The following is a 12,582-nucleotide window of genomic DNA, read 5'->3' as shown; positions in this document are numbered from 1 at the left end:
TCCTCGGTATGCTGGCCCACGCGCCGACCTGACCGACTCCTCCCGGAGGTGGGGGCCCGTTGCTGGAGTTCCGGATCCTGGGCCCGCTCGACGTACGCCGGGACGGCCGGCGAATCCGGCCGGGCGGCCCTCGACAGCACAAGATCCTGCTCATGCTGCTGCTCGAGCCCGGCAGGGTGGTGTCGATCGAAGCTCTCATCGAGGCGGTGTGGGACGGCAACGAGCCTTCCACCGCACGCAAGCAGGTGCAGAACGGCGTCGCCGACCTTCGGCGCGCCTTGGCGTCAGCCGGGGAAGAAGACCGGATCGTCACCGATGGACCCGGATACCTGCTGCGGCTGGACGATGACGCCCAGCTCGACTGGCAGCGGTTCGAGCACCGGGTGGCCGAGGCTGGCACCCTCGCCGGCGAAGGCCGCCTCGATCGCGCCGTAGAGGCGCTGCGTGCCGCTCTCGCGTTGTGGCGCGGCCCGGCTCTGGGCGGTCCCGCCGGTGGGCCCCTGACGTCGGCCGCCGCCCGCATGGACGAGCAGCGCCTGGCCGCCATGGAGCAGTGCTGGGAGCACCGGCTCGCGCTCGGCGAGCACCGCGAGCTGGTCGGCGAGCTGACCGCGCACGTGGCCGAGCACCCGTTCCGTGAGCATGGGGTCGGACAGCTCATGCGCGCCCTGCACCAGGGCGGGCGCACCCCCGAGGCGCTGGGTGTCTACGCCGCGGCGCAGCGACGCCTGGCGGAGGAGATGGGGCTGGAGCCGGGTGCCGGGCTGCGGCGGCTCCAGATGGACATGCTCCAGGCGGGCGGCGACCAGGTTCCGACGCGTGCCGATCCGGCAGGTTACACGTGCCGCCATCCGCCGCCCGTCCAACTGCCGGCGCGAATCCCGGACTTGGCAGGGCGCGGGGAGCTCATCGAACGGGTCGTCACGGCCCTGCGCACCGCGGACGCCGCCACCTCGCCGCGCGTGGTCATCACCGGTCCCGGCGGCATCGGGAAGACGGCGTTCACCGTACGGCTGGCCCACGAACTGCGGCGCGACTACCCCGACGGCATCCTTTGCGCGAGGCTTTCGCCGTCAAGCCGGTCCGAGGCGTTGCTCGGACGGTTCCTTGAGGCATTCGGGGTACCGCCGCAGGCGCTTCCCGACAGCATTGACGACCGCGTCGACATGTTCAGAGGGATACTGACTGGCAGGCGCGTGCTCGTCATCATCGACAATGCCCAGCAGGAGAACCAGATCGGCGCCCTGCTGCCCGAACGGCCCGGCTGCGCCGTACTGATCACCAGCAGGCGGCGGCTGGCGGGCACCGACGCCTGGCTGTCCCTGCAGATGCCTCCGCTACCGGAGGCCGGCGCCGTCGAGTTGCTCCGTGAGGCCGCCGGTGAACGGCAGGACCTGGCGGCCGCCAGGCAGATCGCACGCTACTGCGGCGGCTTTCCGCTGGCGGTCCGCATCGCGGCAGCACGGCTGGCGACCCGGCCGAACTGGACCCTCGCCGACCTCGCCGACCGCCTCGGGGACGCGAAAACGCGCCTCGACTGGCTGCGGCTCGGTGACGCCGCGGTGCGGACCGGCATCCTGGACAGCTACAGCGACCTGACCGGTGACCAGCAGCGGCTGTTCCGGTGGCTCGGCTTCCTGCGGATCAACCCTTTCCCGTCCTGGGTGGCGACTGCGCTCATCGGCCCGGGTGCGGAGCTCGTCCTCGATGAGCTGGTGGAGGCGCACCTGGTGGAGCCCGCGGGGCGCGATGCCACCGGTCCCCGCTACCGCATGCACGACCTCGTCCTGCTGTGCGCGTCGGAGCTGGCGGCGCAGGGCGGCGACGCCGGGCAGCGCGATGCGGCGGTCCGGCGCGCCACGCACGGATGGTTCGCCCTGGCCGCCGCCGCCGATGACGGGCTGGCCCACTGGGTGGGGGTTGATCCTGCTCCTGAGCCGGGCTGGCGACCACCCGACGCGATCGTCGAGCGCGTGCGAGACCGTCCGGTCCAGTGGTTCGACGAGGAACGCGAGACTCTGGTCTCGCTCGTCCGCCGCGCGGCGGACGCAGGCGGCGACCCGCACGGTGACTCAAGCGGTTGCTCAGGCGCTGACCCGGACGGTGACTCAAGCGGTGACTCAGGCGGCGACGCGGGGCTGGCCTGGCCGCTCGCGCAACGTCTGTCGAACATCCTGGAGTTGCAGGGTCGCCACGACGAGCGGGTCGCGGTGCTGTCATCCGGCCTGCGGGCCGCAGAACTGCTCGGCGACGACCAGGGCAGGGCCACCATGCTCGGCCTGCTGATGCTGGTCGAGAGCGACCGTGACGACTATCTGGCCGCGCTCGGCTACGGCGAACGCGCGCTGAAGGCCTACCGGCTGGCCGCCGAACCTGGATCCGATCCCTCTCCGGCTCCCGTCTCCCAACCGGAGCCCCATCAGGGCACGGACGGCGACTGGTTGTCAGTCGGGCTCGTGACCGCCCGCCGGATTCTCACCTGGCGCCACCAACACCGCGAGGGCGACTACCTCAGCCTGTTCGAGCGCGCCCGGGATGCCTTCCGCGCCAGCCGGACCCCCCTTCTGGAAGCATGGGCCCTCCGCTGCACCGGTCTGATCTACTGCAGGCAAGAGCGGTTCGCCGAGGCCGAGGTCTGCCTGGAACGGGTGCGCGCCATTCTGCTCGCCGTTGGCGAACATGCCCATCTCGCCCATGCAGGTGGGGACCTCGCCGGGTTCTCTGCGGCCCAGGGGAGATGGGCCGAGGCCGAGGCGATCGCCGCCGAGGCCATCGAGCAGGCACATGTCCACTCGGATCCGTGGGGCCTCGGACGGGCGCTGATCACCATGGGCGAAGTGTTCCGGGCTCGAGGGGCCGCCGCGTCCGCCGCGGACGCCTACCGCCAGGCGCTCGCCATCTGGCAGTCGCTGCGCATACCCGCCAGGGAGACCCAGGCGCGGCAAGCGCTGGCCGATCTCATGGAGGCGGAGCCCGCGAGCAGGCGCTAGTGCCCTGTGCCAGGACGATCTCGCCGGCGTTGCCTGGTTTTGACATCGCGGCTCCTAACGGACTCAAGGTGTACCCGCCCGAGGGTGTACGCCGTACACCTTTATGGTTTACTGTGTACACCGTGAGCATCTCCAACACGGCGGAGAAGATCGCCGACGCCGCGCAGGCCATTCTCGTGAGCGAGGGCGCCGCGGCCGTGACCATGCGGCGGGTGGCCGACATGGTCGGCGTGTCCCCGATGGCGACCTACAAGCACTACCCGAGTCGCCAGGCGCTCCTCGATGCGGTGGCCGATCGCACTTTCCGGGAGCTGGCCCAGGGGTGGGGAGTCCGCGTCTCCGATGGCCCCTGGGAGGACAGGGCGCTCGGCCTCATGGAGGACTTCCTTGACTTCGCCCTGGGGCGGCCGCACCTGTACAGGTTCCTCATGACCGATCGCCGGGAGCGGGCTCGGCGCTTCCCCGATGACTTTCAAGGCGGCGGGTCGCCGGTGTTCACCATGCTCGTCGTGGTGATCGAGGAGGGCATGCGCGAGGGACTGCTGCGCAAGGACGATCCGCTGGAGGTGGCGCTGGCGCTGACGTCGTCCATCCAGGGGCTCGTGCAGCTCTACCTCGGTGGCCGCATCGGCCTGGAGGAAGACGGGTTCCGCAGTCTGTGCGCGCGCACCGCGAGGAGGATTTTCGATGGCATCCGGCAATGAGCGGCGGCCCCGCTGGAAGCGGAGGGCGTGGGTCGCGGGCGTGGCGGTCCTCGTCATCCTGGTCGCGGCGACGGGGGCCGGGGCCTGGTTCGGCAGCGATCAGGCGATCGGGGTGGTTCGCTACGGCACGAGCAACACCAAGGTGCTCGCCGTGCAGGGTGACCTGGTGACGTTGGAGCAGACGCCGCAGACCGGTAAGCCGGGCACGTACTGGCTGGAGTGGAGTGGCACCTACTCGATGCTCGGTGACGTCGTGTCCCGTGCTCCGGGGCGGGTGACACGCAAGGTGGTGCGCGGTCCAACCCCCTCGGTGGGCACTCCTGGCTACTTCGGCAACGTTCCCCCCGGCGATCCCGAGGTCGCCTGGGGGGTCGGCTACACCGAGATCATGGTGCCTACGGAGCTCGGGCCGGCGCCGGCCTGGTACGTACCCGGGGAGGGCGCGACCTGGGTCGTCGCCGTTCACGGGCAGAACGGGCGGCGCAAGGCGCAGCTGAAGATCCTTCCTATCGTGCACCAACTCGGGCTGCCCTTCCTGGACATCAGCTACCGCAACGACGAAGGGGCGCCGCCCTCGCCTGATGGGCTGCTGCACATGGGCGCGTCGGAGTGGCGCGACTTGGAGGCCGCCCTGCGCCAGGCGCAGACGATGGGGGCGCGGCGGTTCATCCTGTACGGCACCTCGATGGGCGGTCAGCTCGTCGGGCAGTTCCTGGCCAGGTCACCGCTCGCGAACGTGGTCGACCGGGTCATCATGGACGCGCCCATGATCGACGTACGGATGACTGCGGAACAGGCCGTCAAGAACTATCACCTGCCCGCCTTCATGGCGGGGCTGTCGAACCAGGTCATCGAGTGGCGTACCGGCGTCGATCCGGACAGGCTCAGCCTTATCCGCCACCCGCCGAAGGTCAGGCCGCCCCTCCTGCTGATCCACACCGTCCCCGACGCCGACCACCCGATCCAGGAAGCGCGCGACCTCGTCGCCGCCGGCCACCACCTGGGCTGGAAGATCCAGTTCGAGCCGTTCGCGCAGGGCGAGCATACGGAGGCGTGGAACGTGGATCGTACCCGCTACGACCAGCTCGTGCGCGACTTCCTGTCCCCGGTCTAGCGATCTTTGGTCGGTGGTTCCTCTCCCCGGAGTCGCTCGGCCGTCCGGCTGAGCGCCTTCTCACGCGGACGTCGTGGGCCTCACGGTTGCTCGCGCTCAGCAGGCTCAGCCGCAGGCCCGGTCCCGGTCCCGGTCCCGGTCTCCGCCTCCGCCTCCGTCGCGGGCTCGGGCTCGGGCGACGGCTCAGGCGAAGGTAGGAGTTCGGGCTGTTGTGGCCGTACCGGGTGCCGGCCCCGCCGTACGAGCCGCATAACCAAAACGCCCACGCTCCTCAAGAGGAACGGCACCAGCAGCACCGCGACGAAGATCGGCGAGGCCATGTACCGGAAATCCTGCGCCGAGATGTTGGCCAGCACCGCCAGCTGCTGCCCGGCCACCACGGCCGCCACCCCCACCACATACCGGTTGCGCAACACCACCGCCCCCAGCGCCACGGCCAGGTACGACAGGTACGCCCACGACGCCCCCCGCCACAACGCCCAGTCGTACTCGGGCTCCAGCGAAGCCGTCAGCCACCGATCGGCCAGCTGGTTCAGCTCCGACGACAGCGGCCGCAGCGTGTAGACCTCGCGTCCGGGAAAGTCCGGCACCTTGGCCGGCCCGACGTAGGTGTCCGCGGTGGGCCGGCGCGAGAAACGATACGTCGCCCCACCCGTCATCAAGGGATCCTGCACAGGCTTCCAGGCGATCGCCCCTCGGCAGAGGCGCGCGTCGACGATCAGCCGCGGCTCGCTGAGCAGCAGCCGTTTCCACAACTCGAGCAGCTCGGTGGTGTGCGCGTCGGCCTGCTGCCAGCTGAAGTCGCCCCGCCAGATCAGCGGGTTGATCGTGTAACACGTCCCGCCCCACCACCACCGCTCCAGCGGCGCCACCGACGCCATCAACGTCTTGTCCTGCGCGCTGAACAGGTCGGGCCGGTCCCGGAACGCCACCGCGATGTCCCCGAAGGCCGTGTGGTAGACGTACGTCTTCGACGGGGCGACGATGCCGACCTGGGGGAAGACGAGGTTCGTGAGCACGAGCGGAAGCGCCGCCGCCACCGTGCCGGCAAGGAGCAGGCGTACCCGCATGGTCGTGACGACCAGCACGAGCACGACGGCGGCCACGCCCACGACGAGGAAGCCGTTCGCGCGGAACAACCCCAGCGCCAGCATCAGCCCGCCGAGCCCCACCAGCCCGGGCCAGGTGACCGCACGCCGGGCCGCGAAGCGCGCGCACACCCCCGCGATCGCCACCGCGCAGATCGTGAACGGCACGTCTTTCCACAACGTGACCGCGAACGTCCCCACAGGCGGCGCCAACGGCATGAGTACCGCCACCGCCGTGGTGGGCGCACGCGGGGCGCCGAGCGCCTTCAGCGACTGGGCCAGGAAGGTCAGCGCCGCCGCCATGGCCGTGGTCTGCGCGAACGTGACCACGCCCAGGTCGCCGGTCGTCCGGAAGCTCAGCCACAGCAGCGCGTCGTAGACCACGGAATGGTCGCTCACCCAGGGGCCGACGACGGTGTGGCTCAGGTAGAGGACCGAGTCGCGGCTGAACAGGCCGGGGTAGAAGGCCGCCCACCAGCACCCGAGCACCGCCTGGACGGCGAGGAAGGTGGCGAGGGCGGCCCACGGTTTGGGCTTCTCGACCGTCGTGTCGTTCCCCATGTCTCCGATCCCGAGCTGCCGGAAGGCCCCCTAGAAGTAGCTCACTCCGGCCTTCGGCCCCTTGCCGCGCAGCAGCGTCGGCACCGTGACGAGGTGGTAGCCGCGCTTCTTGAGCTCCTTGACGATGCCGGGCATGGCCTTCACGGTCGCCGGGACCGTGTCGTGCATGAGGATCACGCCGTTGCGCTGGGCCAGCCTGAGCACGGCCGCCTTGATCTTCTTGGCGTCACGCAGTTGCCAGTCGAGCGTCGTGCCCGTCCACATGATCTGCGCGAGCTCTGCCTGGTCGGCCAGGCTCAGCACCCGCTCGTCCGTGTGCCCGTACGCCGGGCGGAACATCACCGGCGACCGCCCCGTGGCCTGCTGGATGATCTCCTGGGTGCTCTGGAGCTCCGCGACGATCTCGTCGTCGAGAAGCGTCGGCAGCGAGGGATGCGAGTAGGTGTGGTTGCCGATCGCGTGCCCCTGCGCCACCACCTGCGCGGCGATCTTCGGACGCACCTCCACCTGTTTGCCGACCAGGAAGAAGGTCGCCTTCGCCCCCGCCTGCTTCAACGTCTTGAGCAGGGCGGGCGTGGTCTCTCCCGGACCGTCGTCGAACGTCAGCGCCAGGCACTTCACCCGGGAGCAGTCGATCTGTGCGTGGGCAGCGGCAGGCGCGGAGGTCAGGGCCAGCGAAGCTGCGAGTAAGGCGTGAATCACCACAAACGACAGCCTAGGCCAACGCCGTCCGCCGTTCTCACGCCCCGAGTCTGGCATGCAGGAACAAGCTCACGCCTTTGAGCGACTTGACCGGCAGGTAGCGCTCGGCCGCGACGATCGCCGACAGGCCCGCATTGACCACGGCGGGCATCTTCCGCAGGTCGCTGCCCCGGGAGCGGCGGCGGTGCCGGACCACGAGGGGCCGCAGGAGAACGTTCCAGCTCCAGACCCGCTGAACCTGGAGTCCCGCCTTTTCGACGACGCCGGTCAGGGAGTCGCGGTGATATCTGCGGACGTGGCCCACGGCGTGGTCGTGGGCCGACCACAGCGCCATGTCGCACGGCACCGCGATCAACGCGTGCCCGCCCGGCGCCAACACCCTGGCGATCTCCTCAGTGACCAGGTGGTCCTCGCGAATGTGCTCGAGCACGTCGAACGCGGTCACCAGATCCATGCTGTTCCGTTCGAACGGCAGCGCCCGCGCGTCCGCCCACACGGCCTTGACGCCACGCTGCCTGGCGAGCTCGACGGCCGTCTCGCTGCTGTCCGTCGCGGTCGCGTCCCAGCCCGCCTCGGCCAGCACCCTGGTGTTCCCGCCGCCGGCGGCCCCGATGTCCAGCGCTCGTCCGGGACGGCCGAGCCCACGCAGCTCTCGGCGGAGGATGGCCCGGCGCTCGCGGTACCACCAGTGGTGGTTCTCCAGCGCGATCAGGCGGCGGATCTCTGTGGTTTCCATCGGTGTGTTCAACCCCTCGTGCGGGAGAAGACCCAGCGGTCCAGCGCGGTGAAGCGGATCACGGTCAGCAGGCAGTACGTGGCCACGACCGCCCCGCCCTCGGTCGCTCGCCCGGCCTCCGGCGGCACCGCCAGCACGGCGGCAGTGGTGAGCGCATAGGTGGTGGCGGAAAGCACCGTCGCGCGGACATGCATGGTGCTGCGTCGCACCCGGCCGAACGTCCACCGGCGATTCGCCTCGGTGTTGACGATTCCCGTGAGGACGAGCGCGGCCAGATTCGCGGTGGCCGGTGACCAGAATGCGCGCAGCGGGAGGTAGATGAGCGTGAACAGGATGACGGACAACACGCCTATCGCGGCGAATGAGGTGAATCGTGCCAGCGTCACCGCCCGCGGCCGGGCCACGACGGCGTCCGGATGCCGTGGCACGGGCTCGGCCCTGCTCAGCCGGACGCCGGCCCGGCCCGTCGACATCGACCACGCCAGCCTGGCCAGCCCCTTCAGGTCGTCGGCCGCGGTCCTGGCCACGCGTACGCGCGAGTCCATGTCCTCGATCCAGTCGACCGGCACCTCGTGCACCCGCAGCCCGTTGTGCTCGGCCAGCAGGAGCAGCTCGGTGTCGAAGAACCAGCCGTTGTCCTCGACCTTGTCCATGAGCGGCCGCACCACGTCGGTCCTGGCCGCTTTGAAACCGCACTGGGCGTCGCTGAACCCGGCGCCGAAACCGTACCTGAGCAGGGCGTTGTAGGAACGCGACACCACCTCGCGGCGCAGCGAGCGGCGGGTGCGCGCGCTGTGCGCGAGCCGGGTGCCGATGGCGATCTCGGAGTGTCCGCTGGCCACCGCCGCGACCAGCGGGAACAGGGCGTCGAGGTCGGTGGACAGGTCGACGTCCATGTACGCGACGATGTCGGCCGGGCTGTCGCGCCAGGCCGCGCGCAACGCGGCGCCCCGGCCGCGCACGTCGATCCTGCGGGCGTGCACCTGGTCGAACTCCCCGGCCAGCGCGGCGGCGAGCGGCCAGGTGGCGTCGGTGCTGCCGTTGTCCATGATCGTGATGCGCCACGGCAGCGGGAATCGGTCGTCGAGGAAAGCGGCCAGCGTTCGCACGCAGCCGGGCAGGGCACGCTCCTCGTTGAGCACGGGGATGACGATGTCGACGCTGGCGAGCCGGGCCGCGGTGTCGAGGACGCGGGGGGCCGGCTTCGTGGCGGCACGCGTGTCCATGAATTCCCTGATCCTTTGCCTGTGGCCGTACGTCCAGGGAAATGTTGCTGGGGATGTCCAACGGGCCGCGCGGGGATTCCCTCACCATTCCGCTGAGCGGAGAGTGACTTTACCGAAGGTCCACAGAAAGCCTTCAGCTTCACCTCAGGACGGGGAGCAGGTCAACCGACCCTCCATCAGCTACGTTGGGCAAGGGATGTGTCACGCTTAGTTGGGAGCGCGATGCTGAGAGGCGTCCGGGACGACGATCTGCCGGTCATGCGGCGCTGGCGCAACCACCCGCAGGTGCGGGCCGCCAGTTTCACCACACATGAGATCGGGGCGGACGAGCATGCCCGCTGGTGGGCGGCCACCCGCGCCGATCCGGCAACACACGTCCTGATCTACGACCACGAGGGGACCGCCGCGGGCGTGGTGACCTACGCCGACCTGACGGCGGCGAGCGCCTGCTGGGGCTTCTACCTGGACTTCGACGGGCTCGAACGATCGGGGAGGCTGCTGCGGGCGTGGATCGGCCTGGAGCGGGCGGCCATCGACCACGCCTTCGGGCCGCTCGGGCTGACGACGTTGCACGGCTCCGTGCTGGCCGACAACGAGCCGGTCAGGCTGCTGCACAGGCGATTCGGGTTCGTCGAGGTCGGGTTCTACCGGCGGGACGTGGACGGGGTGGCGCGTGAGGTCGTGGCCATCGAGCTGAGGAAGGAACACACATGATCTCCATTGCGGGGCGGGCGATCGGTCCTGGTCATCCGCCGTTCGTCGTGGCCGAGCTGTCCGGCAACCACAACGGGAGCCTGGAGCGGGCGCTTGCCATCGTGGACGCGGTGGCCGCGGCCGGGGCGCACGCGCTGAAGCTGCAGACGTACCGGCCGGACACGCTCACCATCGACGCCGACGGGCCGGCGTTCCGCGTGGGCGACGGGCACGAGTTGTGGGGCGGACAGACGCTTTACCGGCTCTTCGAACGGGCCCACACGCCGTGGGAGTGGCACGAGCCGATCTTCGAGCGGGCGCGCTCGCACGGGCTCATCGTGTTCTCCTCACCCTTCGATCCGACGGCCGTCGAGTTCCTGGAGAAGCTCGACGTGCCGGCGTACAAGATCGCTTCATCCGAGATCGTGGATCTGCCGCTGATCCGGCTGGCGGCCGGGACCGGCAAGCCGCTGATCATCTCCACGGGGATGGCGTCAACCGGGGAGATCCACGCCGCCGTGGCCGCCGCCAGGGAAGCCGGGTGCACACAGCTCGCCGTGCTGGCGTGCACGGCCTCCTACCCGGCCTCGCCGGCCGAGAGCAACCTGCGGGCGCTGCCGCTGCTGGCGGAGCTCACCGGGGAGGTGGTGGGCATCTCCGACCACACGCCCGGCATCGGGGTCCCGCTGGCCGCCGTGGCGCTGGGGGCCTGCCTGATCGAGAAGCACGTGACCGCGTCGCGGGCCGACGGCGGGGTGGACGCCGCCTTCTCGCTGGAGCCCGGCGAGCTGGCGACGCTGGTGACGGAGAGCGAGCGGGCCTGGGAGGCGCTGGGGAGCGCGGTGATCGGGCCGCGTGCCTCCGAACGCGAAGGGCTGCGGTTCCGGCGGTCGTTGTACGTGGTCCGCGAGGTGCGGGCCGGGGAGACGGTCAGCGCGGAGAACGTACGGTCGATCCGGCCGGCCGGCGGGCTGCCTCCCGACTCGGCACGGGACGTGATGGGGCGGCGCTTCGCCCGGGACGTCCCGAAGGGCACGCCGCTGACCTGGGACCTGATCTAGAGCAGTTCGAGCAGGGCGTCGGCGACGCGTTCCCGGCCCTTGCCGTCCACCAGGCCACTGCCCCGCCGGCCGTGCTCCTCGCGGGCGGCGGGCTCGGCGAGCAGGCGGGCCAGCGTGCCGACGGCCTGCGGTCCGGGCGTGTTGCCGAGCCCGGCCGCGACGCCCCTGCCCACCAGCTCCTCATAGCCGATCAGCTGGTTGCCGGCCACCCAGGTCAGCGCCGTGGGCACGCCGAGATGGAGCAGCTCCCAGACGGCCGAGCCCGCCGCGGTGACCACGAGGTCGGCCTCGGCCATGAGCGCGGGCAGCCGGTCCGTCGGCGGGATGACGGTGATCGAGTCACCCGCGGCGAAGGGGGCCGGACTGACCACCGTGCCCTCGAACGGCACGCCGGTCGCCAGGAGCGCCCGCGTCCACGCGGGGACCACGCCCGCGCTGTCGGTGCCGCCGAAGAAGCACAACACCCGCGGCACCGCCATGCCCCGCCGCGGTGCCCGCTCGCATCTCCGCACGCTGTCGCGCAGCAACACGTAACGCGCCCCGGCCAGCCGCCGGCCGGCGCGGAAGGGCCGGCGCTCGGCGCCGAGGTTCTGGTCGAGGTAGAGGTCGGCCGCCTGGCCCAGCGGGTCGCCGTCGACGATCGCGAGCACCGCCAGACCCGCGTCCCTGAGCGCCGCCCCCGTGCCCTCCGGCAGGTCGTAGGAGTCGAGCACCACGGCGTCGAGCCGGAGCTCACGGGCCAGCCGCGCCAGCCGGACCGGGTCTTCCTGTGCGGCGACCAGCGGGAGACCACGCTCACGCAGCTGCGCCCGCGCCCACTCGGACCCGTCCACCGCACCGACGAAGACGACGTGCGCTCCGCGCGCGCACAGCTCCTCGGCCAACGCCACGCAACGCACCAGATGGCCGGCTCCGCGCCCGACCCTGGCGTCGCAGCGGAAGCCGACCCGCAACCCGCCCGTCACGCGTCCTGGAGCGCTTTCTGCTGGACATGGGCGTTGAGCTCGCGCACCTCCGGCCGGTCGCGCAGCCAGCTCACCAGCGTCCCGACCGGCACGCATCCGTCGCCCAGCTCGTCCACCACCCGGGAGATGAGCCGCCAGTCGTCCTCGGTGTCGAGCGTGACCCGCAGATCGTCGGCGACGGGCTGATAGGTGAGCCCGAGCAGCCGCGTGTCGCCTGGATGCTCATAGACGTAGGAGGTCACGTGCACGCGGTGGTAGGCGGCCGCCTCCCGGTCGGCCCGCTCCAGCGCCTCCCGGCCGACGATCTCCACGTCGAGCCCGCGCGGCAGCGTACGCGCCAGGCTCGTGCTCAGGTAGCCGAGCCCGGGCACGGCCCGGTAGACGAGCGCCGCCTCCCTGATCACCTGAGGGTCGAGCAGCGGGCAGTCCGCCGTGAAGCGCATCACGGCCTCGGCCTCCCGCTCCTCCAGCACCTGCATGAACCGCGTGAGCACATCGTCCACCGGTCCCCGGTGCCAGTCCACGCCGAGGCGGCAGCACTCGGCGACCACCACGTCGTCGACGTCCTCCGTGGTGGTGGCGACCACGAGGTCGTCCACGGCGTGCGACTCGCGCACGGCGCGCACCACCCACCCCAGCACCGAACGCCCGCCGCCCCCTAGCTGCCGCAGCACCTTGCCCGGCAACCGCGTAGAGCCCATACGAGCCTGAATGATCCCGACAATACGCACAGCAGCCCCAT

At 70.9% G+C, this 12,582-nt stretch carries 11 protein-coding genes; 5 read left to right on the top strand and 6 right to left on the bottom strand.

What is annotated here, in order from left to right; all coding sequences use genetic code 11:
* The first annotated feature begins 59 nt into the window (after positions 1 to 59).
* The 3 genes from OHA25_RS00430 (at position 60) to OHA25_RS00420 (ending at position 4,808) form a co-directional block, all read left to right on the top strand.
* Positions 60 to 2,990, top strand: a complete 2,931-nt coding sequence (locus OHA25_RS00430) for an AfsR/SARP family transcriptional regulator (protein WP_327585687.1) — start codon at positions 60 to 62, stop codon at positions 2,988 to 2,990.
* Between the two features lie 122 nt (positions 2,991 to 3,112).
* A complete protein-coding gene (locus OHA25_RS00425) occupies positions 3,113 to 3,694 on the top strand; it encodes a TetR/AcrR family transcriptional regulator (protein ID WP_327585686.1) in 582 nt (193 codons plus the stop codon).
* Positions 3,678 to 4,808: an alpha/beta hydrolase family protein gene (locus tag OHA25_RS00420; protein ID WP_327585685.1), complete on the top strand. Its 1,131-nt coding sequence runs from the start codon at positions 3,678 to 3,680 to the stop codon at positions 4,806 to 4,808. Before OHA25_RS00425 ends, OHA25_RS00420 begins: the two co-directional genes overlap by 17 nt.
* Before the next feature lie 80 nt (positions 4,809 to 4,888).
* Here OHA25_RS00420 and OHA25_RS00415 read toward each other — a convergent pair whose 3' ends face one another.
* Genes OHA25_RS00415 through OHA25_RS00400 form a run of 4 tightly spaced genes read right to left on the bottom strand, consistent with a single transcriptional unit; the run spans position 4,889 to position 9,121 of the window.
* Positions 4,889 to 6,457 (bottom strand): hypothetical protein, encoded by a 1,569-nt coding sequence (locus OHA25_RS00415; RefSeq protein WP_327585684.1) that lies wholly within the window; start codon positions 6,455 to 6,457, stop codon positions 4,889 to 4,891.
* A 30-nt stretch (positions 6,458 to 6,487) separates the two neighbouring features.
* A complete protein-coding gene (locus OHA25_RS00410; protein WP_327585683.1) occupies positions 6,488 to 7,162 on the bottom strand; it encodes a polysaccharide deacetylase family protein in 675 nt (224 codons plus the stop codon).
* 34 nt (positions 7,163 to 7,196) lie between these two features.
* The gene (locus OHA25_RS00405; RefSeq protein WP_327585682.1) at positions 7,197 to 7,895 is read right to left on the bottom strand and encodes a class I SAM-dependent methyltransferase; all 699 of its coding nucleotides are present in this window, start codon (positions 7,893 to 7,895) and stop codon (positions 7,197 to 7,199) included.
* Positions 7,896 to 7,903: 8 nt separating this feature from the next.
* Positions 7,904 to 9,121 carry a glycosyltransferase gene (locus OHA25_RS00400; protein ID WP_327585681.1) on the bottom strand — a complete coding sequence of 406 codons (1,218 nt, stop codon included), beginning with the start codon at positions 9,119 to 9,121 and terminating at the stop codon, positions 7,904 to 7,906.
* 222 nt (positions 9,122 to 9,343) lie between these two features.
* Here OHA25_RS00400 and OHA25_RS00395 point away from each other — a divergent pair, with 222 nt between their 5' ends.
* Positions 9,344 to 9,835 carry a GNAT family N-acetyltransferase gene (locus OHA25_RS00395; protein WP_327585680.1) on the top strand — a complete coding sequence of 164 codons (492 nt, stop codon included), beginning with the start codon at positions 9,344 to 9,346 and terminating at the stop codon, positions 9,833 to 9,835.
* Positions 9,832 to 10,875 (top strand): pseudaminic acid synthase, encoded by a 1,044-nt coding sequence (pseI, locus tag OHA25_RS00390; protein ID WP_327585679.1) that lies wholly within the window; start codon positions 9,832 to 9,834, stop codon positions 10,873 to 10,875. Before OHA25_RS00395 ends, pseI begins: the two co-directional genes overlap by 4 nt.
* On the opposite strand, the gene OHA25_RS00385 is transcribed toward pseI, so the two are convergent.
* Together OHA25_RS00385 and OHA25_RS00380 are read right to left on the bottom strand one after the other, a co-directional pair.
* Positions 10,872 to 11,840, bottom strand: coding sequence for a PseG/SpsG family protein (locus OHA25_RS00385; protein WP_327585678.1), 969 nt, complete (start codon positions 11,838 to 11,840; stop codon positions 10,872 to 10,874). The genes pseI and OHA25_RS00385 overlap by 4 nt on opposite strands.
* The gene (locus OHA25_RS00380; protein ID WP_327585677.1) at positions 11,837 to 12,571 is read right to left on the bottom strand and encodes a glycosyltransferase family protein; all 735 of its coding nucleotides are present in this window, start codon (positions 12,569 to 12,571) and stop codon (positions 11,837 to 11,839) included. The genes OHA25_RS00385 and OHA25_RS00380 overlap by 4 nt, the downstream gene beginning before the upstream one ends.
* Positions 12,572 to 12,582 lie beyond the last annotated feature (11 nt).

Origin of the sequence: Nonomuraea sp. NBC_00507, assembly GCF_036013525.1 — a bacterium.
GTDB lineage: Bacteria > Actinomycetota > Actinomycetes > Streptosporangiales > Streptosporangiaceae > Nonomuraea.
The sequence above is the reverse complement of the archived record's forward strand: the minus strand, read 5'-3'. Positions and strand labels throughout refer to the sequence as shown.

Coding starts and splice junctions, on each gene's coding strand:
- OHA25_RS00415 (WP_327585684.1), bottom strand. CDS start 6,457: ATGGGGAACGACACGACGGTCGAGAAGCCCAAACCGTGGGCCGCCCTC.
- OHA25_RS00420 (WP_327585685.1), top strand. CDS start 3,678: ATGGCATCCGGCAATGAGCGGCGGCCCCGCTGGAAGCGGAGGGCGTGG.
- OHA25_RS00395 (WP_327585680.1), top strand. CDS start 9,344: ATGCTGAGAGGCGTCCGGGACGACGATCTGCCGGTCATGCGGCGCTGG.
- OHA25_RS00400 (WP_327585681.1), bottom strand. CDS start 9,121: ATGGACACGCGTGCCGCCACGAAGCCGGCCCCCCGCGTCCTCGACACC.
- pseI (WP_327585679.1), top strand. CDS start 9,832: ATGATCTCCATTGCGGGGCGGGCGATCGGTCCTGGTCATCCGCCGTTC.
- OHA25_RS00405 (WP_327585682.1), bottom strand. CDS start 7,895: ATGGAAACCACAGAGATCCGCCGCCTGATCGCGCTGGAGAACCACCAC.